The organism is Shinella oryzae, assembly GCF_023038235.1.
Classification (GTDB): Bacteria; Pseudomonadota; Alphaproteobacteria; order Rhizobiales; family Rhizobiaceae; genus Shinella; species Shinella sumterensis.
In genome coordinates this window covers 1,771,264-1,794,110 of the sequence record NZ_CP081987.1, presented here as the reverse complement: position 1 = coordinate 1,794,110, position 22,847 = coordinate 1,771,264, and the positions used below count along the sequence as shown (strand labels likewise).

At 63.9% G+C, this 22,847-nt stretch carries 24 protein-coding genes and 1 tRNA gene; 17 read left to right on the top strand and 8 right to left on the bottom strand.

From position 1 onward, the window contains the following. The first annotated feature begins 83 nt into the window (after positions 1-83). From nthA to K6301_RS08900, 3 genes are read left to right on the top strand one after another with little or no spacing between them, the layout of a single operon-like run. The gene (gene nthA, locus K6301_RS08910; protein WP_247220547.1) at positions 84-659 is read left to right on the top strand and encodes a nitrile hydratase subunit alpha; all 576 of its coding nucleotides are present in this window, start codon (positions 84-86) and stop codon (positions 657-659) included. Further along, on the top strand, positions 656-1,315 hold the full coding sequence (gene nthB, locus K6301_RS08905; RefSeq protein ID WP_247216226.1) for a nitrile hydratase subunit beta: 660 nt from the start codon (positions 656-658) through the stop codon (positions 1,313-1,315). Before nthA ends, nthB begins: the two co-directional genes overlap by 4 nt. Then, positions 1,302-1,658: a nitrile hydratase accessory protein gene (locus K6301_RS08900; protein WP_247216224.1), complete on the top strand. Its 357-nt coding sequence runs from the start codon at positions 1,302-1,304 to the stop codon at positions 1,656-1,658. The genes nthB and K6301_RS08900 overlap by 14 nt, the downstream gene beginning before the upstream one ends. On the opposite strand, the gene K6301_RS08895 is transcribed toward K6301_RS08900, so the two are convergent. Continuing rightward, positions 1,655-2,740, bottom strand: a complete 1,086-nt coding sequence (locus tag K6301_RS08895) for an AbrB family transcriptional regulator (protein WP_247216222.1) — start codon at positions 2,738-2,740, stop codon at positions 1,655-1,657. The two genes, K6301_RS08900 and K6301_RS08895, sit on opposite strands and share 4 nt — an antisense overlap. 146 nt (positions 2,741-2,886) lie before the next feature. Between K6301_RS08895 and K6301_RS08890 the strand changes: the two genes are divergently transcribed. Beyond that, positions 2,887-4,014: an ATP-dependent DNA helicase gene (locus tag K6301_RS08890; protein WP_134649501.1), complete on the top strand. Its 1,128-nt coding sequence runs from the start codon at positions 2,887-2,889 to the stop codon at positions 4,012-4,014. 18 nt (positions 4,015-4,032) lie between these two features. On the opposite strand, the gene K6301_RS08885 is transcribed toward K6301_RS08890, so the two are convergent. Next, positions 4,033-4,710, bottom strand: coding sequence for a MerR family transcriptional regulator (locus K6301_RS08885; RefSeq protein ID WP_370340651.1), 678 nt, complete (start codon positions 4,708-4,710; stop codon positions 4,033-4,035). A gap of 305 nt (positions 4,711-5,015) precedes the next feature. Next, positions 5,016-6,098, bottom strand: coding sequence for a hypothetical protein (locus K6301_RS08880; protein WP_247216217.1), 1,083 nt, complete (start codon positions 6,096-6,098; stop codon positions 5,016-5,018). 248 nt (positions 6,099-6,346) lie between these two features. Between K6301_RS08880 and K6301_RS08875 the strand changes: the two genes are divergently transcribed. After that, positions 6,347-7,099 (top strand): pyridoxine 5'-phosphate synthase, encoded by a 753-nt coding sequence (locus tag K6301_RS08875; protein ID WP_247216215.1) that lies wholly within the window; start codon positions 6,347-6,349, stop codon positions 7,097-7,099. Positions 7,100-7,140: 41 nt separating this feature from the next. Here the strand turns inward: K6301_RS08875 and K6301_RS08870 are convergent, their stop codons facing one another. Next, positions 7,141-8,028, bottom strand: a complete 888-nt coding sequence (locus tag K6301_RS08870; protein ID WP_247216214.1) for an SDR family oxidoreductase — start codon at positions 8,026-8,028, stop codon at positions 7,141-7,143. A gap of 153 nt (positions 8,029-8,181) precedes the next feature. Between K6301_RS08870 and K6301_RS08865 the strand changes: the two genes are divergently transcribed. Beyond that, complete coding sequence (locus tag K6301_RS08865; protein WP_134649496.1) at positions 8,182-8,589, top strand: winged helix-turn-helix transcriptional regulator; 408 nt, start codon at positions 8,182-8,184, stop codon at positions 8,587-8,589. A 17-nt stretch (positions 8,590-8,606) separates the two neighbouring features. Next, entirely contained in the window at positions 8,607-9,851 is a 1,245-nt protein-coding gene (locus K6301_RS08860) for an FAD-dependent oxidoreductase (protein WP_247216212.1), read from the top strand. A 4-nt stretch (positions 9,852-9,855) separates the two neighbouring features. On the opposite strand, the gene K6301_RS08855 is transcribed toward K6301_RS08860, so the two are convergent. Continuing rightward, on the bottom strand, positions 9,856-10,569 hold the full coding sequence (locus tag K6301_RS08855; RefSeq protein ID WP_247216211.1) for an aspartate/glutamate racemase family protein: 714 nt from the start codon (positions 10,567-10,569) through the stop codon (positions 9,856-9,858). Positions 10,570-10,737: 168 nt separating this feature from the next. On the opposite strand from K6301_RS08855, the gene K6301_RS08850 reads away from it, so the two are divergent. After that, entirely contained in the window at positions 10,738-11,202 is a 465-nt protein-coding gene (locus tag K6301_RS08850; protein ID WP_247216210.1) for an Lrp/AsnC family transcriptional regulator, read from the top strand. 57 nt (positions 11,203-11,259) lie between these two features. Here the strand turns inward: K6301_RS08850 and K6301_RS08845 are convergent, their stop codons facing one another. Together K6301_RS08845 and K6301_RS08840 are read right to left on the bottom strand one after the other, a co-directional pair. After that, positions 11,260-11,469 carry a cold-shock protein gene (locus tag K6301_RS08845; RefSeq protein ID WP_134649492.1) on the bottom strand — a complete coding sequence of 70 codons (210 nt, stop codon included), beginning with the start codon at positions 11,467-11,469 and terminating at the stop codon, positions 11,260-11,262. A 260-nt stretch (positions 11,470-11,729) separates the two neighbouring features. Beyond that, positions 11,730-12,110: a BRA0787 family protein gene (locus tag K6301_RS08840; protein ID WP_247216209.1), complete on the bottom strand. Its 381-nt coding sequence runs from the start codon at positions 12,108-12,110 to the stop codon at positions 11,730-11,732. A gap of 404 nt (positions 12,111-12,514) precedes the next feature. Between K6301_RS08840 and K6301_RS08835 the strand changes: the two genes are divergently transcribed. From K6301_RS08835 to K6301_RS08825, 3 genes are all read left to right on the top strand, one after another. Beyond that, on the top strand, positions 12,515-13,162 hold the full coding sequence (locus K6301_RS08835) for a TetR/AcrR family transcriptional regulator (RefSeq protein ID WP_230640024.1): 648 nt from the start codon (positions 12,515-12,517) through the stop codon (positions 13,160-13,162). A gap of 57 nt (positions 13,163-13,219) precedes the next feature. Beyond that, positions 13,220-14,239, top strand: a complete 1,020-nt coding sequence (gene ilvC, locus K6301_RS08830) for a ketol-acid reductoisomerase (protein ID WP_247216208.1) — start codon at positions 13,220-13,222, stop codon at positions 14,237-14,239. A 478-nt stretch (positions 14,240-14,717) separates the two neighbouring features. Then, positions 14,718-15,941 carry an aminotransferase-like domain-containing protein gene (locus K6301_RS08825; RefSeq protein WP_247216207.1) on the top strand — a complete coding sequence of 408 codons (1,224 nt, stop codon included), beginning with the start codon at positions 14,718-14,720 and terminating at the stop codon, positions 15,939-15,941. Positions 15,942-16,153: 212 nt separating this feature from the next. On the opposite strand, the gene K6301_RS08820 is transcribed toward K6301_RS08825, so the two are convergent. Next, a complete protein-coding gene (locus K6301_RS08820) occupies positions 16,154-17,818 on the bottom strand; it encodes a M20/M25/M40 family metallo-hydrolase (RefSeq protein ID WP_247216206.1) in 1,665 nt (554 codons plus the stop codon). A 137-nt stretch (positions 17,819-17,955) separates the two neighbouring features. Here K6301_RS08820 and K6301_RS08815 point away from each other — a divergent pair, with 137 nt between their 5' ends. The 6 genes from K6301_RS08815 (at position 17,956) to K6301_RS08790 (ending at position 22,803) form a co-directional block, all read left to right on the top strand. Then, positions 17,956-18,372, top strand: coding sequence for an Lrp/AsnC family transcriptional regulator (locus K6301_RS08815; protein ID WP_247216205.1), 417 nt, complete (start codon positions 17,956-17,958; stop codon positions 18,370-18,372). Between the two features lie 112 nt (positions 18,373-18,484). Continuing rightward, complete coding sequence (locus K6301_RS08810; protein WP_247216204.1) at positions 18,485-19,591, top strand: endonuclease/exonuclease/phosphatase family protein; 1,107 nt, start codon at positions 18,485-18,487, stop codon at positions 19,589-19,591. Between the two features lie 93 nt (positions 19,592-19,684). Further along, positions 19,685-20,599 (top strand): PhzF family phenazine biosynthesis protein, encoded by a 915-nt coding sequence (locus K6301_RS08805; protein WP_247216202.1) that lies wholly within the window; start codon positions 19,685-19,687, stop codon positions 20,597-20,599. A 116-nt stretch (positions 20,600-20,715) separates the two neighbouring features. After that, positions 20,716-20,791, top strand: a tRNA-Lys gene (locus K6301_RS08800). A gap of 318 nt (positions 20,792-21,109) precedes the next feature. Further along, positions 21,110-22,165: an acyltransferase family protein gene (locus K6301_RS08795; protein ID WP_247216201.1), complete on the top strand. Its 1,056-nt coding sequence runs from the start codon at positions 21,110-21,112 to the stop codon at positions 22,163-22,165. 86 nt (positions 22,166-22,251) lie between these two features. Continuing rightward, positions 22,252-22,803, top strand: a complete 552-nt coding sequence (locus tag K6301_RS08790; RefSeq protein ID WP_247216199.1) for a DUF924 family protein — start codon at positions 22,252-22,254, stop codon at positions 22,801-22,803. The last annotated feature ends 44 nt before the right edge of the window (positions 22,804-22,847 follow it).

Sequence of the window (22,847 nt, the reverse complement as noted above, 5' to 3'; positions counted from 1 at the left end):
GGCCTCGAAGCGGAGGAACTGCCGTGTCGCACGATCACGACCACGACGACCATCATCACCATCACGACAACCATTTCTCGCCGATGGAAGCCCGCGTTCGCGCGCTCGAGACCATTTTGACGCAGAAGGGGCTGATCGATCCCAAGGCCATCGATGCGATCGTCGAGACCTATGAAACGAAGATCGGCCCGCGCAATGGCGCGCGCGTCGTGGCGAAAGCCTGGGCGGAGCCGGATTTCGCCGACTGGCTGAAGCGCGATGCGACCGCGGCCATCGCCAGCCTCGGTTATACCGGCCGGCAGGGCGAACATATGCGGGCGGTCTTCAACGACGCAGAGACGCACAATCTCGTCGTCTGCACGCTTTGCTCCTGTTATCCGTGGTCGGTGCTCGGCCTGCCGCCCGTCTGGTACAAGGCGCCGGCCTATCGGTCGCGTGCGGTGATCGACCCACGTGGCGTGCTGGCGGAGTTCGGCGTGACCTTGCCAGAGGGCAGGAAGATCCGCGTGTGGGATTCGACGGCGGAACTCCGCTATCTCGTCGTGCCCGAGCGGCCGGCCGGAACGGACGGACTGGACCAGGAAGCGCTCGCCGATCTCGTGACGCGGGATGCCATGATCGGCACGGGGCTGGCGCTGGAACCGGAGGCCAGGGCATGAACGGACCGCACGATCTTGGCGGCCAGCATGGCTTCGGTGCGGTCGCGCCGGAGCCGAACGAACCTTATTTCCACGGCGATTGGGAAAAGCGGGCGCTCGGCGTGACACTCTCCTGCGGCGCCTTCGGCGCCTGGACCATCGATGAGAGCCGTCACGCGCGTGAAAACATCCCGCCCGACACCTACCTTTCGGCGAGCTACTACGAAATCTGGATTCGTGCGCTGGAGACGCTGCTTGCGCGTCACGGCTTTGTCAGTGCGGAGGAATTGTCGACCGGGCGCATGCTGGAGAAGGGCGCCACACCGAAGCGCGTTCTGACGGCGGACATGGTGCCGGCCGTTCTCGCCAAGGGCGGCCCCTGCGACCGGCCGGTGGCGACGATGCCCCGCTTTGCCGCCGGCGCGCGCGTGCGCACCCGCAATTTCAATCCGACGACGCATACCCGCCTGCCGCGCTATGCCCGTGGCAAGGTCGGCGTGGTCGAGGCCGTGCAGGGTTCCTTCGTCTTCCCCGACGACAATGCGCATGGCCGGGGCGAGAACCCTGAATGGGTCTATACCGTCGTCTTCGACGGCGGCGAGATCTGGGGCGAGGATGCGGCAGAGGGCCTCACGGTCTCCATCGATGCCTGGGAGAGCTATCTTGAGCCGGTGTGAGACGCTTGCCGATTCGCCCGGCCTGCCGGTTTCGCCCGAAGGCGAGCCGGTCTTCGCCGAGCCCTGGCAGGCGCAGGCCTTCGCCATGACGGTTCGCCTGCATGAACAGGGTGTTTTCACCTGGGCGCAATGGGCCGAGGCGCTGTCGCGCGAAGTGCACCGGCCTGGCCGTGCGGTCGACGGCGCCGACTATTTCGACTGCTGGGTTGCGGCCCTGTCGTCGCTCTTGTCGGAGCATGGCGTGGCGAGCGAGGCGGAGCAATCCGCCCTGTCCGACCGCTGGGCGCGCGCTGCCGAGGCGACGCCGCACGGTATGCCGATTCTGCTGGACAACGCCGGCTAGGCGCGATCCGCCACGAAGCGCGCGAGCCAGGGGCCGATGATGGTGACGAGGATGAGGCGCGCCGTCTGGAGCGTCATCACGAAGGCGATATCCACATTGCTGGAGGCCGCGATGACGGCGATGGAATCGAGGCCGCCGGGGCTGGTCGCCAGATAGGCCGTCAGCGGATCGATGCCGAGCAGCAGGATCAGCGATCCCGCCAGCAGGCCGGAAAAGCCGATCAGCGCGAGGATCGACAGTATCGTGGGCACCAGCGCGCGGCGGGCGTGCATCAGGATCGTGCGGCTGAAGCCCAGTCCGATGTTCCAGCCGAGCAGGGTGAAGGCGATGACGAGCAGCCAGTCCGGCAGTTCGATGGTGACGGTGCCCGAGGAATTCAGCACGGACGCCAGCGTGAAGGGCACGAGAAAGGCGCCGGCGGGAACGCGTAGCCGCTGACCGGCCAGGCCCGCGACGATGCCGATCGCCATCATGGCCACGAGGGGCAGCATCGGGACGGGCTCGAACCAGGCATGCGGCGGCACGGAGGCGCCGTCATGGCCGCCGAAATGGGCCACGAGCGTCGCAAAGCTCGCGACGAAGACGACGCGCAGATATTGCATGAAGGCGACGAGGCGGGCGTCCGCGCCATAGGCCTCTGCCATGATCATCATGGTGGAGGCCGCGCCGGCCGAGGAGCCCCAGATCGCCGTCGTGCCGGGCAGGATGCCGGTCCGGGTGATCAGCCAGCCGGACAGCGTGCTCATGCCGATGACCGATGTCACCACGAGCAGTATCAGCAGCCAGTTGTCGCGGAAGGTGCCGACGAAATCCTTGGACACCATGGTCGCGATCATCAGCGCCAGCACGACCTGAACGACAAAGAAGAAGAAGCGGGGCAGGCGGATCGTGCTGCCGGCAAGCGCGACCGCAATGCCTGCCAGCATCGGGCCGATGAGCAGGGCGGCCGGCAGGCCGGCGATTTCGAGTGGCACCGTCGTCAGCACGGAAAGGCCGGCGACGACGCCCCATTGCAGCCAGGGCGGCAAACGGCCGATGCCGGTCTCTGTGCGGGCGACGTCGTTCTGGTTTGGGGAAGGCACGTGACGGCTCCGGGAAGATCGGCCTTCCATACCGCGTGATGTCGAGGGAAGACAGGGCGAAATATAGGGACGGGCATTTTACAGCTGCTTGTGAACTGATCGGCGGGCCTCTTGCTTCACCGCTGCGAATCCTGCCAAGTCCCGGCATGGAATTCGCACCCCAACAGGATGAAGCGCTGAAGGCCGTCTCGCGATGGCTGAAGGACGGACGCCAGCCCTTGTTCCGGCTCTTCGGTTATGCCGGCACCGGCAAGACGACGCTCGCACGCCATTTTGCCGAGAATGTCGATGGCGAGGTGCTGTTCGCCGCGTTCACCGGCAAGGCCGCGCAGGTGCTGCGCTCCAAGGGCGCTTCCAATGCGAAGACGATCCATTCGCTGATCTATCGTCCGCGCGGCGAAGAAGAAGTGTCCGACGAGGAGACCGGCAAGACCTCGATTTCGCCGATGTTTTCGATCAACCGCCAGAGCCCCGTCGCCAAGGCGGCGCTGGTGGTCGTGGACGAGTGCTCCATGGTGGACGAGGCGCTCGGTCGCGACCTGATGAGCTTCGGCACGCCGATCCTCGTGCTCGGCGATCCCGGCCAGTTGCCGCCGGTGAGCGGCGGTGGCTACTTCACCAATCAGGAGCCGGATTACCTGCTGACGGACATCCATCGTCAGGCGCGCGACAATCCGATCATCCAGCTAGCCATGCAGGTGCGCGAGGGCAGCGATATCGATTACGGTGATTACGGCGCCGCCCGCGTCATCGGCCGCAATGAGGTCGATCAGACGCTCGTGCTGGATGCCGACCAGGTTCTCGTCGGCACCAACCGCACGCGCCGCCGTTACAACCAGCGGCTCCGCGAGCTCAAGGGTTTCACCACGGACTATCCGCAGTCCGGCGACAAGCTGGTATGCTTGCGCAATGACCCGGCCAAGGGGCTGCTGAACGGCTCGCTGTGGCAGGTGATGAGTTCGTCCAAGGAGACCGTGAAGCCGGGCATCAACCTGATGATCCGGCCCGAGGACGATGACATGGATCGCGGTGCCGCCAAGATCAAGCTTCTGAAAGCGGCCTTCGAGAACCTTGACGAGGAAATCCCGTGGTCGACGCGCAAGCGTTACGACGAATTCGATTTCGGCTATGCCCTGACCGTCCACAAGGCGCAGGGTTCGCAGTGGAACAATGTCGTGTTGTTCGATGAGAGCTTTGCGTTTCGCGATACGCGCGAGCGGTGGCTCTACACCGCCATTACGCGCGCCGCGGAAACGCTGACCATCGTTCGATAGAACCGCCTTTCATCCGCCCTAGTGGCCGACGATCCCGAGCATCACGGCCTTTGCAATCGCCTGAAAGCGGTTGTTGCCGTCGAACTTGCCGATGATGGTCTTTTCCATGACCTGGATTTCGCCGGGCTCCATGTCCAGGGCACGCGCGATCCGGCTGGTCGGATAGCCTTCCGCCATCAGCTCCAGGCAGCGCAGTTCCGCGGGTGTGAGATGCGCCGGCGGCGCATTGTCGTTCACTTCGATTTCCGCAGACGGCGTGAAGTCGAGCAGTTCGTTGATCTGCTGCATCTGCCGGCGGATCGTCGATTGCTGGGCGGCCAGTTCGCGCTTGCGGGCAAGCATCGCGGACTGGAAGACGAAGTCCGCCTCTTCCTGCGTCTGCGCGGCGGAAAGCTGCTCCAGAAGTTCCTGGATGACGGCGACGGGCATGCCGGTTTCGCGGCAGGTATTGACCACCGCCATCTGGTGAATCTCGCCCTGACCATAGACCCGCATGGGGCCGACGCGGGTGGCGGTCAATAGGCCTTTTTCCTCGTAGAAATGCAGCGTGCGGTGGGTCACGCCAAAGGCATTCGCCATGTCGGCGATCGCAAGGCGGCCTTCCGGCAGGTTGTCCGGCAGCGGCATGACCGGCAGGAAACGGATGGACTTGCGTTCGCCGCCCTGCGTTTCGGTTTTCTTCGACGCGCTGGCCATCATGATAGCCTTCCACATGAAAGAAGAGTGGTCATCGATTACCCCCGAATTGCCGGTGCGGGCCTGCTTTCGGTCAAGCCGCCCGCCCACGTGGCGCTAGTGTCCTGTGGCGTCCCGCCGTTTGGCCCGTGTGTGCATTGCCATTGCCGGAACCTGATTGTAAAAGCGCTCGCGATCGGCGACCCGCCGGACGCAATCCTGTCGACGCGCTTGTATACAACAATACCCGCAGCGCATGCGAATGCCTATCACTACATCTAGGGATGTATGGTTGCTACCGGCTGCACGGGGAGGCGGCAGCACCTTCACTGTGTGGAAGGCACGTCGTTTGGCGGCGCGATTTCGGCAACCACGCTCGGTGGCGTCGTCCTGCAGACGGTCGATTTTGCGCTCTGGGATATACCCGCCGAGAGCGAGGCGGTCCGGTGGATCAGGCATTCCATGAGGCCGCTGGCAATGCCCGTGCGCGCGGCGTGGCGATAGAGCGGGCCGTTCACGGAAAGGGCACGCGCCGTGAAATTCACCGCCTCGTAGGCCACGGCCTCGGCGCTGCCCAGCTGATCGCGGGAAAAATGCCGCGTATCGACCGTGACACCGGAGCTTTCGTGGAAGAGGCGGACATAGACGCCGTTTCCATCCGGCTGGGTCTCGACGCGGATGGCATAGGACAGGGGCGCCGGATCGTCCTCGCGCGATCCCGCAATACGCACGGTCCTGTGATAGCCCGCAGCCTTTTCGACGGCATCGGCCAGGACATGGCATTCGCTGCCGGCCGGCCAGCAGCGGAGAACGCGAAGGCGCGGGAGAGCCGTTGCCTGGCTGGGAAAGCGGTTCTGGACGGAGAGCGCGAACTGGGCGTCGCCGATCGCCGCATTGGTTGCGCCCGGATAGGCGGACGGGGCGAGAAAGACGAGCGGAAGCAGAGAAAAGAGCGCCAGATGGGACGAGACGGGCGCGGGAAGCCAGGAGCGCGGGGGCTTGGCGGGCGCAGCGCGGGGCCGGCGCGGCTGGATGTCGCGGTTCGCTTTTGGCGGTGTGTCTACGCCGGCGAGGCTGTATTCCGGCACATAGCTGCCGAGCGGCACCCGAATGCGTACGGGATCGGCCGCACCTTCCTTGTTGTAGTACTCCCCGAGGAGCTTGCGCAGCTTTCCCGCCTGCACGCGCACCAAGGGGTCGCTTCCCGCGTCGAAGCCGGGCGGGCGTCCGAAGACGTCGACGCCGATGCTGTAGCCCTTGAGGTGACTTGCCTTGCCGGAAAGATCCATCTCGACGATGTAGGCGAGGAACGAGCGCAGGCGCTCCGAGCGGGCGAACGTCTCGCTGGCGATGATGGCCGAAAGCGCCAGCCGAACGCGTTCGCACGCCGGCCTTTCGATCCCGCTCATCGTGTCGCCATAAAGGAGACCATCGGTGTTTCGACGTCCTTCCCGTTTCGCCGGGCCTGCTCTGCCGGGCGCTTCAGCATGCCCTAAAATTTAGGGGTACTTTAGCGGTGATTCCCGACGGGCGGCAAGGGGGCGAAGCAGACTGTATACAGGTGACTGACGACTGCCGGCAGCCGGGCGGTTGCGGGTGATTGCTCTTGTGGAAACAACCGGCTAGACCTTTCTTTCGAAAGGGAGTCCATGTCGCCATGCCTGCAAAACTGTCGGTCAATCTGAACGCAATCGCCATGCTGCGCAATCGCCGGGACTTGCCTTGGCCGAGCGTCACCGATCTCGGGCGGATCGCGCTCGATGCGGGGGCGAGCGGCCTGACGGTCCATCCCCGGCCCGACCAGCGGCATGTGCGTTTCAGCGATCTCGCGCCGATCCGCGCTTTGGTCGACGAGGCAGCTGCGGGCACGGAGTTCAACATCGAGGGTTTCCCGGAAGAAAACTTCATGCGGCTCGTGGAAGAGCATCGTCCCGAACAGGTGACGCTGGTGCCGGATGATCCTTCGCAGGCCACATCCGACCATGGCTGGGACTTTCGCAAGAGCCACAATCTCTTGGGCAATATCGTTGGCCGGCTCAAGAAGCTCGGCCTGCGCGTCTCGGTCTTCGCCGATGGTGATCCCGACCGTGAGGCGCTGACCATTGCACGGGAGATCGGCGCGGACCGGATCGAGCTCTATACCGGTCCTTACGGCGGCTGCTACGACAATCCGGCAGAGGGCGAGCGCATTCTGGAAACGCTCGGCGAGACCGCCGATATCGCCTTCGATCTGGGCCTCGGGGTCAATGCCGGCCACGACCTGACGGTCGCCAATCTGCCGCCGCTCGTTGCCCGCATACCGCGTCTCGCCGAGGTTTCGATCGGCCACGGCCTGACGGCCGATGCGCTGCAATACGGCATGGCCGAGACCGTGCGCCGCTTCTGCCGCGCCTGCGGGCAGGACGTGTGAGGCGATGCGGCGCGCCCGACGGCACGCCGCATCCTGACGGATCAGCCGAGGAGGGCTGCCTTGTTGGCGGCAACGAAATCCTCGAGCGTCGTGAGGGGGCGGCCGGACAGGGTTTCGGCGTCCTTCGTCACGATCGCGATCTTGCCTTCACGCGTGTTGGCGTCGAAGGAGACGATGGTGGGGATGAAGGCTTCGGGAAGCCCGGCCCCCTTCAGGCCCTCGGCAAGCTGCGCATCCGTGACGTGAACGACGTTGAGCGGCTTGCCCGTGGCGGCCGAGACGACGGCGGCGATTTCTTCCGCCGTACGGCTCTTCGGGCCGGTCAGCGTGTAGGTCGTGCTTTCCGTTCCGGCCTTCAGGATTGCGCCGGCGAGGGCCGCGGCGGTGTCGGCGCGCGTGATATGGGCGATCTTGCCCTGGCCGGTCGACGTGTACCAGGAGCCGGTCTGCAGCGCGTGCGGCAGCGACATGAAGAGATTTTCCGCATACCAGCCGTCGCGCAGGATCGTATAGGGGATGCCCGTCGCCTTGATGGCTTTTTCGGTGCCGAGATGATCGGGCGCGAAGGTGACGAGCGAATCGTCGGGCTGCGGCATGGACGTGTAGAGGATGTGCTTCGCGCCGGCCTTCTTCGCGGCGGCGACGGCGGCCTCGTGCTGGGCGAGGCGCCGGCCCGGCTTGTCGAGCGCATCGGTGGAGATGATCAGCACCTTGCCGGCGCCCGCGAATGCCGCGTCGAGCGAGGCCGGATCGTCGAAGTCGGCGGCGCGGACGGTCACGCCCCGCGCGGCATAGTCACCCAGCTTGGCGGTATCGCGGCTGGTCGCGATAATGTTTGCGGCAGCGACCTTGCCGGAGGCCAGGAGTGCGTCGAGCACCAGCCGGCCGAGATGGCCCGATGCGCCGGTGATGAGGATCGTGTCTGACATGGACTTGCCTTTCTCGATGTCTTGGGGGAGGCAAAGCGCCTTTGGACCCGATGGAATAAGGTCTCAAATTGAGACTATCTCTAATTTGGTCATGTGATAGAATAAGTAAAGGAGGCAGTTTTTTCTGCCGTGGTTACCTGGAGGGAACCGGCCATGAACAAGATGATCGACCGCGCCGAGGGCGAGCGCGTCATTCTCATCGACGGCGTCGCCATGTCGATGAACGACTGTCCCGTGCGGGACGTGCTGGACAGCGTGGGCGGCAAATGGACATCGCTGATGATCCTCGGCCTTGCCGACGGTCCGCGTCGTTTCTCGCAGCTTCGCCGCTTCATTCCCGACATCTCGCAGCGCATGCTCACCCAGACGCTGCGCGATCTTCAGCGCGACGGCTATATCACGCGCACCGTCTATCCCACGCAGCCGCCGAGCGTGGAATATGCGCTCACGCCGCTCGGGCAGTCCTTTCTTGCACTTCTGCGGTCCCTGGTGCACTGGTCGACGGAAAATCACGACGCGATCCGTGCCGCGCGGGCGGTCTACGACGCTGAACAGGACTGAGGGCCCGGCGGGGAAGCATGAAGCCACTGGATATCGGGATTGCCGGAGCGGGACCTGCGGGGCTTGCCGCTGCACTTTTTCTGGCGCGCGCCGGCCATCGGGTCGAGATCATCGAACGTTTCGCCCAGCCGTCGCCCGTGGGCTCTGGCCTGCTGATGCAACCGACCGGGCTGACCGTGCTCGATGCACTCGGCCTGTCCTCGACGATCCACGGCCTCGGCAACCGGATCGAGCGGCTGCATGGCGCGGATGCGCGCAGCGGCCGAACGGTCCTCGACGTTCGTTACGACGCGCTTTCCGGCGGGCGCTACGGGCTTGCCGTGCATCGCGCCGCGCTGTTTTCGACCCTGCACGAAGCTGTCGTGGCGGAGCGGATTGCGGTGCGCACGGGCATTTCGCTCGCCAAGGCGGAGACGCGGCAGGCGCGCACGGTCCTGCATGATGTCGATGGCGAGATCGTCGGGGATTACGACCTGGTGGTCGATGCGACGGGCGCGCGTTCGCAGCTCGTGGCCGCGTCCGTCGTCGCGCCTGCGATCCGTGAACTGCCGTGGGGTGCCTTCTGGGCGACGCTCGACTGCGACGGCATCGACCATGATCCTCGCGCGCTGACACAGCGCTACGATGCGGCGAAGGTGATGATCGGTGTGCTGCCGGTCGGCCGGGCACATCCGGCGGAAGGCCGCAAGGTCGCCTTCTTCTGGAGCCTCAAGATCGCCGACGCCGATGCCATAAAGCAGGCCGGGCTTGCGCGCTGGAAGGCTGGGATCGCCAACTACTGGCCGGAAACGGCGCCATTCCTCGACCAGATCGCCGACTGGGACCAGCTGACGCTGGCGCGCTATGCCCATCGCACGGCGCTTCCGCCGCATGCCGACGGCATCGTCTTCATCGGCGACAGCGCGCATTCCACCAGCCCGCAGCTCGGGCAGGGCGCGAACATGGCGCTGCTCGACGCCGCAGCGCTCGCCCATGCGCTGTCATCGGCCGCCAGCGTCGAGGAGGCGCTTGCCGCCTACGCCGCCGCGCGGCGCAATCATGTGCGGCTCTTTCAGCTGCTGTCCTACGTCTTCACGCCGTTCTACCAGTCGGATTCGCGCGCGATCGCGTGGTTGCGCGACCGGCTGGTCGCGACGGTCGCAAAAATCCCGCCGGCGCCGCAGCTGCTGGCATCCATCGTCTCGGGCACGCTTGCCGACCCGTTTGCCCGCGCCGGCTTGCAGGAATGCCGCTGGCTGGAGGCGGCGCTGCGGGAGGCGTAGGCGGTCAGGCCGCCCGGCTGGCGGCGGGAGAGCCAAGCGCGAAATCGACGGCGGCCTTCGCGTGGATGGCGGTCGAATCGAAACCGGGCAGCGGCAGGGCATCGGGATCGAGTAGCATGCAGATTTCCGTGCAGCCGAGGATGACGCAGTCTGCGCCCTGAAGACGGGCTGCCTCGATCAGCGCGATCATGCGCGCATGGGAGCTTTCCAGCACCTTGCCCTGGCACAATTCGTCGAAGATCACGTCATGGACCAGCGTGCGTCCCGCCGCGTCGGGAACCATGACGTCGAGGCCCGCCATCTTCATACGGTCGGCGTAGAAGCCGTGCTCCATCGTGTAGCGGGTCGCGAGCAGGAGCGGGCGGCGCTTGCCGGCGGCAAGAATGCTGCGCGCCGTTTCGTCGATGATGTTGAGAAGCGGGGCCTTCACCGCGCTCTGGACCGCATCGGCCACGAGATGCATCGTGTTCGTGCAGATCAGCACGCAGTCCGCGCCTGCCTTCTCCAGCCCTGCGGCTACTGCACCGAGGCGCGCGCCAGCGGCGTCCCAGCGTCCAGCCTTCTGCAAATCGACGATGGACTGGAAATCGACCGAGTGCACGATGACATCCGCGGAATGCAGGCCACCGCGCCGCGCGCGGACGGCCTCGTTAATCATGCGGTAATAGACCGCGGTGCTTTCGAAGCTCATGCCGCCGATAAGGCCGATCGTTTTCATCGTCACTTCCCCGTGATTTTCCTGTTGCGTCTATAATGATGCCGATGCCGTGGCGATTGTTTGCAAAGTTGCGACGATTTTCCCGAATTCTCGCTTGTGTTGTGTTGTCCGACGCATGGAATGCGCTAATAATTCGCGCCGATGCCGTACATGTCGAGGAATCTGCGCGTGCTTGATGACCGTGACCGGAAATTGCTGGCGTTGCTTCAGGAGGATGCGGGTGCATCCGTGGCGGTGCTGGCCGAGAAGGTGAACCTTTCGCTCTCGGCCTGTGCCCGGCGCATCCAGCGGCTTGAGGAGAGCGGCCATATCGCCGGGCGGGTCGCGCTGCTGGACCGCGAGAAGATGGGGGTGCCGACGACGGTCTTCGCCCTGATCAAGACGGCGCATCACGCCGATGACTGGATCGAGCTGTTCTCGCGGGCGATCGCCGATATCCCGGAAGTGGTCGAGGCGCACCGGCTGACTGGCAACTACGATTATATCCTTAAGGTCGTGCTGCCACGCGTCGAGCACTATGACGTCGTCTACAAGCGCATCGTGCGGCGGGTCGAACTCTTCGACGTCTCGGCCTCCATCTCCATGGAGGTCCTGAAATCCGGAGTCAGGCTGCCGGTCGACCACGCGGAGTAGACCAAAGAAAAAGGCCGGTCGAGACCGGCCTTTCCCATCTGTCAATTCAATCGCTGATCAGGCTGCAGCGAGCTGATCGGCCGACATCTTGCCGGACTTGCGGTCGCGGACCAGCTCGAAGCTGACCTTCTGACCTTCGTCCAGGGCGACGAGGCCCGCGCGCTGTACAGCGGAGATGTGGACGAAAACGTCCGGTTCACCGCTGTCCTGCTGAATGAAGCCGTAGCCCTTGGTCGTGTTGAACCACTTTACAGTGCCAGTTGCCATGACGAAACCTTTCCTAGCCGTCAAATCAATCTTCGGCCGCCGGAGGGCGGCCTTGGGTGGTCGAATTTGAAGGGGAAGTTCGTGAAGCTGCAGGCAAAGCCGGCAAAAGCAGAAGACAACGTTCAAATCTCGATGCGGGAGAAATAAGTGCTTCGCCGCAAGCGGTCAAGACGCGCCGTCGCGCATGTCGTCATTCGTTTGGGGTCGGAAATGCGCTTGCGAAGGACGCAGGCCCCGCCATTGACGGGGCCTGGCCACAATCAGGCGGGGCGCCGCTTGTCGATGCGGTGCTGGTTCAGGAAGGCCGCGATGGCGGTTTCGCCATAGAGCCGGCGTTGCTCGACGCTGACGGCGGCAAGGCGGGCAGCGTCGCCGAACGTGACGATTTCGGTGTCGGACGCCGCCGGGTCGTGGGCGAAGGCCGTTGTCACGATATCGACCAGCGTGCGCGGGAGGATATCGGTGCACTCACGCATGTTTTCGAAAACGAGGCCGATCGGGAGGAGCTGGTCCTCATAGATCACGGTGGGTTCGGCGCGTCCATCTTCCCAGGAATCGAAGGCTTCCAGGGCATCGCCGAACAGTTGTTGCAGGGTTATGGGAGCATGTCCTTCGTGCAGGTCGGGCAGGAAATTCATCATTCGCTGTCTCCTTGGCATAAGGGCTTTTAGCTTCTTACTCCTGACTGAGCACCTGAGGCGTGGCGTGCCGATACATAGGCGCATCGGTCTGCTGCACCGCAGGCCTCACAAATCTTAACAAGCGGAAATCGATTGGGAAGCGAAAAATATTGTGCATCGCCGATGTTGCGAGCGAACAACCGGGAATTCTGTTTCTAAACAGCAGGATAGCGGGAAGAATATTTTTCGCGCCGTTGTGCGTTGCGGCGCATTTTGTGTGTCGCAGCGCATGAAAGGACGCGACTCTCTGCTTATCCATCCGTGACTCATCTCTTTATCGCACAAAAGGCGATTGACCGGCGCCGCCCGGATCGCTAGAAGATGCGAACCGTACCGTACGGTACGCATTATATGTGGTGGCAGACGTGCAGGCGACAGAACAGGGCAGGGCAGGTGCAGCCGCCGCGGGACTGACGGAACGTCAGGGCGCGGTGCTGGAGCGTGCGCTCGGCCTGCTCGTCGAGGGTGGCGAGCGGGCGCTGACGACCGCCGGTGTCGCCCGCGCGGCAAACTGTTCCAAGGAAAGCCTCTACAAGTGGTTCGGCGATCGCGACGGGCTGATCGCGGCGATGATCGCCTATCAGGCCGGCAAGGTGCGCACGGTGGAGGCGAGCGCGGGCGCGCTGACGGCCGAGACGCTGCGCGCGCACCTCGTCGCCTTCGCCGTCGATCTCATCGATGTCCTGTCGGGCGATGTGTCGCTGGCGCTGAACCGGCTTGCCATCGGCCAGGCGAGCCGCGAGGGCGCCGGGCTCGGCCGGCTCTTGCAGGAGCGCGGCCGGCGCCAGATCGGCAAGCGCGCCGCAGCGCTGCTGGAAGCCGGACGCAAGGCGAAGCTGCTTGCATTCGACCGGGCCGACGAGGCATACGGCACGCTCTACGGCCTCATCGTCTCCGACATGCATCTGCGCATGTTGCTGGGCGAGGATGCCGCAGCCCTCAGAAAAGAATTCTCGCCACGCGCGGAGAAGGCGGTCGATGCCTTCCTGACGCTTCATGGCGCGAAACGGTAAAGCCGGCAGGAAACCGCCGGTCCAGTTCAAACAGACAAGCAAGGGAAGGAACCATCGATGCGCGTCTATTACGATCGTGATGCCGATCTCAACCTCATCAAGGCGAAGAACGTCGCCATCGTCGGCTACGGCTCGCAGGGCCGTGCTCACGCCCTCAACCTGAAGGATTCCGGCGCCAAGAACGTCGTGATCGCGCTCAAGGCCGGCTCGCCGACCGTCAAAAAGGCCGAAGCCGACGGCTTCAAGGTCATGACCGTTGCAGAAGCCGCCAAGTGGGCCGACCTTCTCATGATGGCGACGCCGGACGAGCTCCAGGCCGACATCTACAAGGCCGACATCGCCGGCAACATCCGCGACGGCGCTGCCATCGCCTTCGCCCACGGCCTCAATGTGCATTTCGGCCTCATCGAGCCGAAGGCTTCGCTCGACGTCGTCATGATCGCGCCGAAGGGCCCGGGCCACACGGTTCGCGGCGAATACCAGAAGGGCGGCGGCGTTCCCTGCCTCGTTGCCGTTCACCAGAACGCCTCCGGCAATGCGCTCGACCTCGCTCTCTCCTACGCCTGCGGCGTCGGCGGCGGCCGTTCGGGCATCATCGAGACCAACTTCAAGGAAGAGTGCGAAACCGACCTCTTCGGCGAACAGGTCGTTCTGTGCGGCGGTCTCGTCGAGCTCATCCGCGCCGGCTTCGAAACGCTGGTCGAAGGCGGCTATGCGCCGGAAATGGCCTATTTCGAGTGCCTGCATGAAGTGAAGCTCATCGTCGACCTGATCTATGAAGGCGGCATCGCCAACATGAACTACTCGATCTCGAACACGGCCGAGTGGGGCGAATACGTCACGGGCCCGCGCATCATCACGGAAGAGACCAAGGCCGAGATGAAGCGCGTCCTCAAGGACATCCAGACTGGCAAGTTCACCTCGGACTGGATGCAGGAATGGAAGGCCGGCGCCGCCCGCTTCAAGGGCATCCGTCGCAACAACGACGCCCACCAGATCGAGGAAGTCGGCGCCAAGCTGCGCGGCATGATGCCCTGGATCGGCAAGAACAAGCTGGTCGACAAGGCCGTCAACTAAACACTTGGCTCCAGCCAAGTAATCGTCCGGCACCCTGCGCCGGGCGATCGACCGGGCGGTCTTCCGCCCGGTCTTTTATTTCAGCGCCATCAAATTAATGCGATGCATGCATTTTATATATTGCGCCGCAGCAAGTAATGCGCTTGCAAAAAACCTCCTTCAGGAACAAAATACCTCAGTGTTTCGTTCGGCTATCAGGAGGATGGTGCGATGACCACGATTATCCAATACTTCGCCTGGTTCGATCTTTTTATCCTGGGCAGTATAGCGATGCTTGTTCTGCTCAGTCTCTACGGTGACCGGACGACTTGAACGCCAAGGCGTGGGCCGCAGTATTTTAGCGGTGCTTGCCGGCGGCGATGCCAGGCATGGTTTCGGGCCATGAACGTCTTTTGGTGCTAAAAATTAGGTCAGTATTATTGACATAAATGCGGCGCCATGATGAGGTGCGTTCAAACAACAAGCCCGAGGAAACACCATGTTCAAATGGGAACAGGCCTTCGCGACCCGCGCGTCGCGCATGAAGGCGTCCGAAATCCGCGAATTGCTGAAGCTCCTGGAGCGGCCCGACATTATTTCCTTCGCGGGCGGCATTCCGGATCCGGCCTTGTTTCCCAAGGAGGCCTTCGCCGCTGCCTATGCGGATGTGCTGGCGGGCGAGAACGCGGCGGCCGGCCTGCAATATTCCGTCAGCGAGGGCTACAAGCCGCTGCGTGACTGGCTGGCCGGCGAGATGGGCAAGATCGGCATTCCCTGCACGGCCGAGAATGTCTTCATCGTCTCCGGCTCGCAGCAGGGGCTGGATTACCTCGGCAAGCTTTTCCTGTCGCCGAAGGACACGGCACTGGTCACCTGGCCGACCTATCTCGGCGCGCTCCAGGCCTTCAACGCCTATGAGCCGACCTACGACCGGCTGAACCTTTCGGGCAATCGCACGCCGGACGCCTACCGCGCCACGGCGGCGGAGGCCGGCGGCCGCGTCAAGTTCGCTTACCTCTCCGCCGACTTTGCCAATCCCACGGGCGAGACCGTCGATCGCGCCGGCCGCGAAAGGCTGCTGTCGCTCGCGGAGGAACTGGATATCCCCGTCATCGAGGACGCCGCCTACCAGTCGCTGCGCTATGACGGAGAGGTCGTGCCGCCGATCCTGGCGCTGGAAATCGCCGAGAAGGGCGATATCGATGCCACGCGCACCATCTATTGCGGCAGCTTTTCCAAGACGCTCGCGCCGGGCCTGCGTGTCGGTTACATCGTCGCCGCCGCACCCGTCATCCGCAAGCTGGTGCTGATGAAGCAGGCGGCCGACCTGCATTCCTCGACGATCAACCAGATGGCCATCGCCCATGTCGCCGAGCGCGGCTTCGACGCGCAGGTCGCGAAGATTCGCACCGCCTACAGCGCGCGCCGTGACGCCATGCTGGCCGCGCTCCAGAAATACATGCCGGAAGGCGTGAGCTGGACCAAGCCGGAAGGCGGCATGTTCATCTGGGTCACGCTGCCGGCAGGCATGGACGGCGCGACGCTGCTCGCACGCTCCATCGAGACCGAAAAGGTCGCCTTCGTGCCCGGACAGGCGTTCCACGCCGATGGCAGCGGCGCCAATACGCTGCGTCTCAGTTTCTCCTGCGCCGATGCCGCGACGATCGAGGAGGGCATCTCCCGCCTCGGCCGCCTGCTGAACGCGGAACGCCTCGCGGCGTGATCACGACCTTCGCCGCGCTGCTCTGCTTGCAAGCGTGCCGGATTTGCTGAGGGGAGGCAGTCTCTCTTATCACCTTCTCCCTGCGGGGAGAAGGTGGCCCGAAGGGTCGGATGACGGGGCTGCGGTTAAAGGTTGTGCTACCCCCCTCATCCGCCTGCCGGCACCTTCTCCCCGCGGGGGAGAAGGGAAGGATGCCAGCCTCAGCCGAGCTTTCATGGGTGGGTTTCTGGAGCTGAATCCAGCAAGGCCAAAGCCGACTCGAACACCAGATCCGGGAGCACTTCGAATGTGTAGGGCGCATGCACGCGCTCCCATTTCTGGTGATAATCCCGTCCCCACGGCCCGATGTTCACGGTCGGGAAGGATAGCAGTCCGGCGGGCACAGAGTCCGTGAAGGCCGCCGACGGGGTGTTGGCGGCGAGGATGACGGTTTCGCCGGCGTCCGGACGATGGCCGAAGAAACTCATGTCGGAAATGCCGGCGAAGATCTGCTTGAACTTGATCGACGTGCCGTGTCGCCTCGCGGCGTCTGCCATCACGGCCTGCAAGCGGGTCTGCATGGTGCGGCCGGCGCCTCCCGCCTGTTCCAGATGCACCAGCGGATAATGCAGGCTGCCGAAGCCGATGATGACAGCGGGGCCCTCGATGCCCGCCTCGGCTACCGCCGCCGCCACGATCTCGCGGCTCACCTTCAGGGGATCGTTGCCGCCGGAGAGCGAGTGGTCGAGTGCTTCCAGGCGTTCCAGCGCGTCGCCGCCCCGCGCTTTCAGTTGCGTCATAAGCTCCGCATAGGTCAGCACCACGCCCTGCGTCTTGGTGACCGGACCGCCCCGGAAACGGGCGTGATGCGCATCCTGCGTTTCAAGTGCGGAATGAAGCGCTCCTGTCACGACCAGGCGGAAATCGTCCAGAATGTCGGCGGCGCGGCGGCGGTGGGTCAGCCAGTTGAAGGAGAGCCAGACACGATCCGGTGTCGTCACCTCGTAGCCGTCCCTCACATCGCGCGCCTCAAGGCAGACCGGCGGCGGCGCGCGCTCGCCGAAGGCCTCGTCGCTGAGCTCCGGCACGGTATCCATGGCGCGCACGATGTCCGCGCCGATGCGGGAGGCACTCGTGCCGTCGAAGGGATAGCCCGCATGGGTCGGACGGCCGATGACGAAGGCGAAGGGCGCGAACTTGCCGATGGAACCGAGATAGATCGCTCGGCCCTCTTCGCCATCGCGCTCGCAACTGGAGGCATCAAGGTTTATGCCGGCGACGATGTCGAGATCGAAGCGGCGGGCGATGTCGGGCAGGTCATCGCGCAGGCTGCGCATGCCGCGCGAGCGGTTTTCCTCGTCCGGCGTGGCGACGAAGAGGATATTGCCCTGCGGCGCTTCTTCCATTGCCACGAAGCGCTCGAGCGCGGCGATGCCGGCGGCAAGACCACTCTTCATATCGAGCAGCCCGCGCCCGGCGATGAAGTCGCCGCTTTCGAAATCCGCGAGCGCTTTTTCTTCGGCACGGTTGCGTGGACGGCCGCGCAGTTCGGCCATGAGCGCTTGGGTGAGGGGTTCGGGATCGCAGGCGAGCGCGGCCAGCGCGCCGTAGTTCGCGATGGAGACCGTATCGAAATGCCCGGCCAGCACGACGGTTCGCCGGCCGGCGCCGCGCGCCAGCGCCACGAGTGTACGGGTCATCGGTTCGCCATGGCTGTCGATGGTGAAAAGCTGCTCCGGATGGCGCGTGAAATAGGGCGTCTCGGCCAGATGCGCGCGCAGGTGCTCTGAAAACGCTGCCTCGTCGGGCGAGCCCGTCACACTCGGCCAGCGCGTCATCTGCAACGAAAGAGCCCTGGCGCGCCGGGCAGCCGTTTGAACCGCGGTCTCTGTCGTCATCGGAACGCCTGTCGTCAGCGTTGTCATGATGAGAACGCTAGCCGAGGATGACGGCAGGCAAAACGCCAAATCCCTGTATGAATTGTATGAATTTCTGGCATTCTGTCATGAGAGATTGTCATTTCGTCAGGTTTCCCATGGATACGATCGATCAGAAGCTTCTCGCACTGTTGCGCAAGGATGGCCGTGCGTCGTTGTCGGCGCTGGCGACAGCGCTCAATGTGTCGCGCGGTACGGTGCAGAACCGCATCGAGCGGCTGACGCGTGCGAGCGTCATTTCCGGCTTCACGGTGCGGGTTTCGGAGGCGGATGATCCCCACGCCGTGCGCGCGGTCACGATGATCGAGATCACCGGGCAGAAGACGCTTGCCGTCATCAAGGCATTGCGCGGCATCCCGGAGGTGCATGCCCTGCACACCACCAATGGTGCGTGGGACCTCGTCGCGGATCTTCGAGCGGACAACCTCGTCACCTTCGAGCGCGTGCTGCGCGGCATCCGGGCCATGGACGGGGTGTCGAAATCCGAAACGAGCCTGCTTCTGACGACGCTCTAGCCTTTTGCCGCCCGGTCACGGCTCCGGGCCGAGCGGTTGTGCACGGACCGAAAAGACGCTTTCCATTGCCGGGCAGGCGGTTACACTCCGCCGGCATTGCCGAAAGGACCCCATGTCGCTCCGCCTCGCCACCTTCAATATCGAGAATCTTCTCACACGCTTCGATTACACCGGTTTCCGCAACCAGGTCCGGCAGGATCGCGTCCTGCGGCTGTTCGATATCCGCAACGAGGCCGAATACCAGCGGCTGGAAGAGGCGCGTACCATCGCGCTCACCGACGATGCGCGCCAGCACTCTGCCCTGGCGATCGCGGATGCGGATGCCGATATCCTGTGCCTGCAGGAAATGGACAACATGGCGGCGTTGCAGGCCTTCGAATACGGCTATCTGTTCCGCATGGTGGGCAATGGCTACCGGCAGAAATACCTCATCGAGGGCAATGACAGCCGCGGCATCGACGTCTGTGTGCTGATGCGCGAGGAGACGCGTGACGGGCAGCGGATCGAATGCGTCGATATCCGCAGCCATGCCGGCGTGACCTATCGCGATTTCGATCTGCACACGGCCGATCCTGCCGCTGGCTTCAATCCCGATGACAGGGTCTTCAAGCGCGATTGCCTGGAACTGGACCTGCGCATCGGCGGGCGTCCGCTGACGCTTTACGTCGTGCATTTCAAGTCGATGGGGCCGGGGCGCGACGGCATGGATGGCCGGCAATCGACCATGCCGGTCAGGATCGCCGAGGCGCGGGCCGTGCGCCGCATCATCGAGAATCGCTTCGGCGTCGGGAAGACCGCCGACAAGGCGTTCGCCATCTGCGGCGACATGAACGATTATCAGGAAAAGCTCGCCATCGAAGGCGACCGGCGCAGCGGCTACCGCTTCATCCCGCAAAAGGAACCGCTGAGCGCGCTCGACACGTTCACCACGGATGGGTTTGCGGTGAACCCCATGTTGCGCCGTCCTGTCGATGACCGCTGGACGCTCTATCACAGCCGGGGGCCGGAGGAGCGCCACCTCTGCCAGCTCGATTATATCTGGCTTTCGCCATCGCTTGCCGAGCGCAACGCCCATCGCGTGCCGGAGATCATTCGCGCCGGCCAGCCGTTCCGTACGCTGTTTCCGCCGGGGCAGGAGGTGGAGCGTTATCCGCGCGTGGGCTGGGACCGCCCGAAGGCGTCGGATCACTGCCCCGTCGTCATGACGCTCGATGTCTGACGAGCAGCGACATCATTTCCGCTTGCCCGCGGTTGGAAGCTCGGGCAGGTTTGGGTGCATGTGTTCAGGCAAAAAATGAACAGGGAGAATGCCTTGTCCCGTCGCTACGCCCTTTACGACGTCTTCACCGATACACGCCTTGCCGGCAATCCGCTGGCGGTCGTCTTCGACGCCGACGATCTGGACGACGGCACGATGCAGCGCATAGCCGGCGAGTTCAACCTTTCCGAAACGGTGTTCGTCAAGGCGGCGGAGAACCCGGCGCATACGGCGCGCCTGCGCATCTTCACGCCGGGCCGCGAACTGCCGTTCGCCGGCCATCCGACGGTGGGGGCAGCCATCGCCATCGCCGAATCGGCCGGTGACGCTGCCGGGCAACGCGATCAGGTCTGCGTGCTGGAGGAGAATGTCGGGCCGGTGCGCTGTGCGGTGCGGCTCGGCGGCGGCAAGGCGGCCTTCGCCGAATTCGACCTGCCGCGCAAATCCGCGCAGCTCGACGCCACGTTCGACCGGCAGGCGCTTGCCGATGCGTTCAGCCTCAAGCCGGGGCAGATCGGCTTCGAGAACCATGTGCCGTCGCTCTGGAGCGCGGGTGTGGCCTTCGTCATGATCCCCGTGCACGATCTTGCTGCGGCTGGAGCCGTGGAGTTTGATCCTGTGCTCTGGGAGCGTTGCGTTCCCTTCGCGGAAGGGCGGCTTGCTGCCGCCTATCTCTATTGCCGCGGCGGCGTGAACCACAATGCGAAATTCCACACGCGCATGTTCGCGCCCGACATGGGAATTGCAGAGGATCCGGCCACGGGCGCGGCCGTCGCGGCGATGTCGGGGGCGATCCACTTCTTCGACGGGCTGATGGACGGTCATCATCCCTACCTGATCGAGCAGGGCGTCGAGATGGGCCGCCCCTCGCATATCCACCTGCATCTCGATGTGGCCGGCGGAACGATCGCCGGCGCGCGCATCGGCGGCGAGGCCGTTCGTATCGCTTCGGGAGTGCTGGATTTGTGAAGGTTTTTTGCGCTGCGGAAGAAATTTGCCCACGGACGCAGATTTTTTCCGATGCGGTATGGACAAGGTCGGAGAACGTCTTTATACGCCCCGTCAGACCGCTGGAGCGGTCAAGTGGGTGATTAGCTCAGTTGGTAGAGCAGCTGACTCTTAATCAGCGGGTCCACGGTTCGAGCCCGTGATCACCCACCAAATCAATTACTTAGCGCATTTCTACCAACGCGCTTCCTTACAAAATGACCATGTCCGAGGCGCCTTTGTCGTTTGTGCGTATTCGGCCCGCTCGGCAGGGAGGACGTTCCCCGATTTGGTTGGTAAAGCTGTCCCTAACGCTGCGACAATTGTGTGTCTGAACAAGACGGAATCGCGGGCCGATTTTTGCTGCGGCAGCGGAATTTACCATGCGACCGGACATTTCCCTCTGGTTGTGCCTTTCTGCTTGCCTGAAAGGGGAAGGCGAACAATCTGACGTTCTGGCATCGCGCCGATGAACGGTCAGGATTGTGTTTCATGCCGAACGAGCTTCGATCTCTTCAGTATCTGCGAGCCGTCGCCGCGCTGTTGGTCGTGATGGTTCATTTCCAAGCGCCGCTGGCGCGCCTCGGTTATCACGGATGGTCCCCGCGGGCGCTCGGCTCCGGCGTGGACATCTTCTTCGTCATCTCCGGCGTGGTCATGTGGCTGTCGACGGTGGACAAGAACCTGACGCCGGGTGATTTCCTGCTGAAGCGGGCGTTGCGCATCGTGCCGATGTATATGCTCATCACGCTGTTCATCGCGGTCATCATGTTCGCGTTTCCCTGGGCCGTGAGCAACGGGCACTTCGATGGTGCGCATGTCGCAGCGTCGCTGCTGTTTATTCCCTGGGAGCACCCCGATCTGAAAGGGCATCTCTATCCGGTTTTCGTGCCCGGCTGGACGATCAACGCCGAGATGTTCTTCTACCTCCTGTTCAGCGTGGTGCTTCTGCTGGCGGTGCGCCTGCGGATCGTTGCGGTTGCTCTTGTCTTCGGGATACTTGTGCTCACAGGAGCAGTCCTGCATCCGACCGGGTCGCTCTCGTTCTACACGGAGCCTTATCTGCTCGAATTCCTGTTCGGTCTCGTGATCGCGGCCGGCTACAGGACCACCGGGCAGATCGGCGTTCTGCCGTCGGCCCTGCTGGTTACGGGCGGTGTTGCCTGGCTGGTGCTGTCCGCCGTGTTCGAGCCATCTGTGCAGGATGTCGACCGCGTGTTCACCTGGGGTATTCCCGCCGCCATGATCGTCTGCGGCAGCATGTATCTCGAGCGCGCGGGCGCGCTGCGGCACAGCCGGATCATGCATTTTCTCGGGAACGCGTCCTATTCGATCTACATGACCCACACGATCGTGCTGTCGGCCTGCGGTCTCGTGCTGTCGCGCCTCCCGCTGACGCCGGTTGCCCAGCAACTGGTCTATCGCCCCTTCGCCATGGCTGCGGTGGTGGCGGCGGGCTGTCTGACCTATCTTGTGGTCGAAAAGCCCATGACAAAGGGTCTCCGCGCACTTGTGGGCCTGCGGCAGCGACGCCAGCAGATCGCCTAGCGCCTTTGTGCCGAATGCCGGCAAATGCCCTTGCCTCGCAGGCCTCGTTCGCCATATTGCCTCCCGAACCGAATGGAGGACCAGGCATGACGGATATCAAGCGACCGGAAGAGGTGGTGGCGTATTGGTGCGATACGCTGACGGCCGAGAACTGGTGGAACTCCACGCCGGAACTCGATGCATGGGTCCACGGGCAATTCGCCGCCACGCATCTGGCGCTCTCGCGGGGTGTCGGGCCGCAATGGCGGGCGAGCCCCGAGGCGCGGCTGGCCGCCATCATCGTGCTCGACCAGTTTCCGCGCAACATGTACCGCGCATCGCCCATGGCCTTCGCGACCGACTGGCTGGCGCTCAGGGAAGCGCGGCTGGCCCTTGAGGCGGGGGCGGACCAAGCGGTGGATTACGGGCGCCGCCACTTTTTCTACATGCCCTTCGAACATTCCGAATCGCTGGCCGATCAGGACCGCTCGGTGCAGCTGTTCGAGGCTCATGGCGATGCCATGTATCTCGATTACGCCATCCGCCATCGCGACGTGATCGCCGAGTTCGGCCGCTTTCCCCATCGCAATGCCTATCTCGGCCGCGTCTCGACGCCGCAGGAGGAAATCTATCTCGCCCAGCCCGACTCGGGCTTCTAGGCGCCGGGCGGCCCCATTTAAAATGGCCGCATTCATGGCTAGAA

Bases quoted from the DNA above. Each gene is read 5' to 3' on its own strand.
- nthA (WP_247220547.1), top strand. From the start codon at position 84: ATGGAAGCCCGCGTTCGCGCGCTCGAGACCATTTTGACGCAGAAGGGG.
- nthB (WP_247216226.1), top strand. From the start codon at position 656: ATGAACGGACCGCACGATCTTGGCGGCCAGCATGGCTTCGGTGCGGTC.
- K6301_RS08890 (WP_134649501.1), top strand. From the start codon at position 2,887: ATGGAATTCGCACCCCAACAGGATGAAGCGCTGAAGGCCGTCTCGCGA.
- K6301_RS08885 (WP_370340651.1), bottom strand. From the start codon at position 4,710: ATGGCCAGCGCGTCGAAGAAAACCGAAACGCAGGGCGGCGAACGCAAG.
- K6301_RS08880 (WP_247216217.1), bottom strand. From the start codon at position 6,098: ATGAGCGGGATCGAAAGGCCGGCGTGCGAACGCGTTCGGCTGGCGCTT.
- K6301_RS08875 (WP_247216215.1), top strand. From the start codon at position 6,347: ATGCCTGCAAAACTGTCGGTCAATCTGAACGCAATCGCCATGCTGCGC.
- K6301_RS08870 (WP_247216214.1), bottom strand. From the start codon at position 8,028: ATGTCAGACACGATCCTCATCACCGGCGCATCGGGCCATCTCGGCCGG.
- K6301_RS08865 (WP_134649496.1), top strand. From the start codon at position 8,182: ATGAACAAGATGATCGACCGCGCCGAGGGCGAGCGCGTCATTCTCATC.
- K6301_RS08860 (WP_247216212.1), top strand. From the start codon at position 8,607: ATGAAGCCACTGGATATCGGGATTGCCGGAGCGGGACCTGCGGGGCTT.
- K6301_RS08855 (WP_247216211.1), bottom strand. From the start codon at position 10,569: ATGAAAACGATCGGCCTTATCGGCGGCATGAGCTTCGAAAGCACCGCG.
- K6301_RS08845 (WP_134649492.1), bottom strand. From the start codon at position 11,469: ATGGCAACTGGCACTGTAAAGTGGTTCAACACGACCAAGGGCTACGGC.
- K6301_RS08840 (WP_247216209.1), bottom strand. From the start codon at position 12,110: ATGATGAATTTCCTGCCCGACCTGCACGAAGGACATGCTCCCATAACC.
- ilvC (WP_247216208.1), top strand. From the start codon at position 13,220: ATGCGCGTCTATTACGATCGTGATGCCGATCTCAACCTCATCAAGGCG.
- K6301_RS08825 (WP_247216207.1), top strand. From the start codon at position 14,718: ATGTTCAAATGGGAACAGGCCTTCGCGACCCGCGCGTCGCGCATGAAG.
- K6301_RS08820 (WP_247216206.1), bottom strand. From the start codon at position 17,818: ATGACGACAGAGACCGCGGTTCAAACGGCTGCCCGGCGCGCCAGGGCT.
- K6301_RS08815 (WP_247216205.1), top strand. From the start codon at position 17,956: ATGGATACGATCGATCAGAAGCTTCTCGCACTGTTGCGCAAGGATGGC.
- K6301_RS08810 (WP_247216204.1), top strand. From the start codon at position 18,485: ATGTCGCTCCGCCTCGCCACCTTCAATATCGAGAATCTTCTCACACGC.
- K6301_RS08795 (WP_247216201.1), top strand. From the start codon at position 21,110: ATGCCGAACGAGCTTCGATCTCTTCAGTATCTGCGAGCCGTCGCCGCG.
- K6301_RS08790 (WP_247216199.1), top strand. From the start codon at position 22,252: ATGACGGATATCAAGCGACCGGAAGAGGTGGTGGCGTATTGGTGCGAT.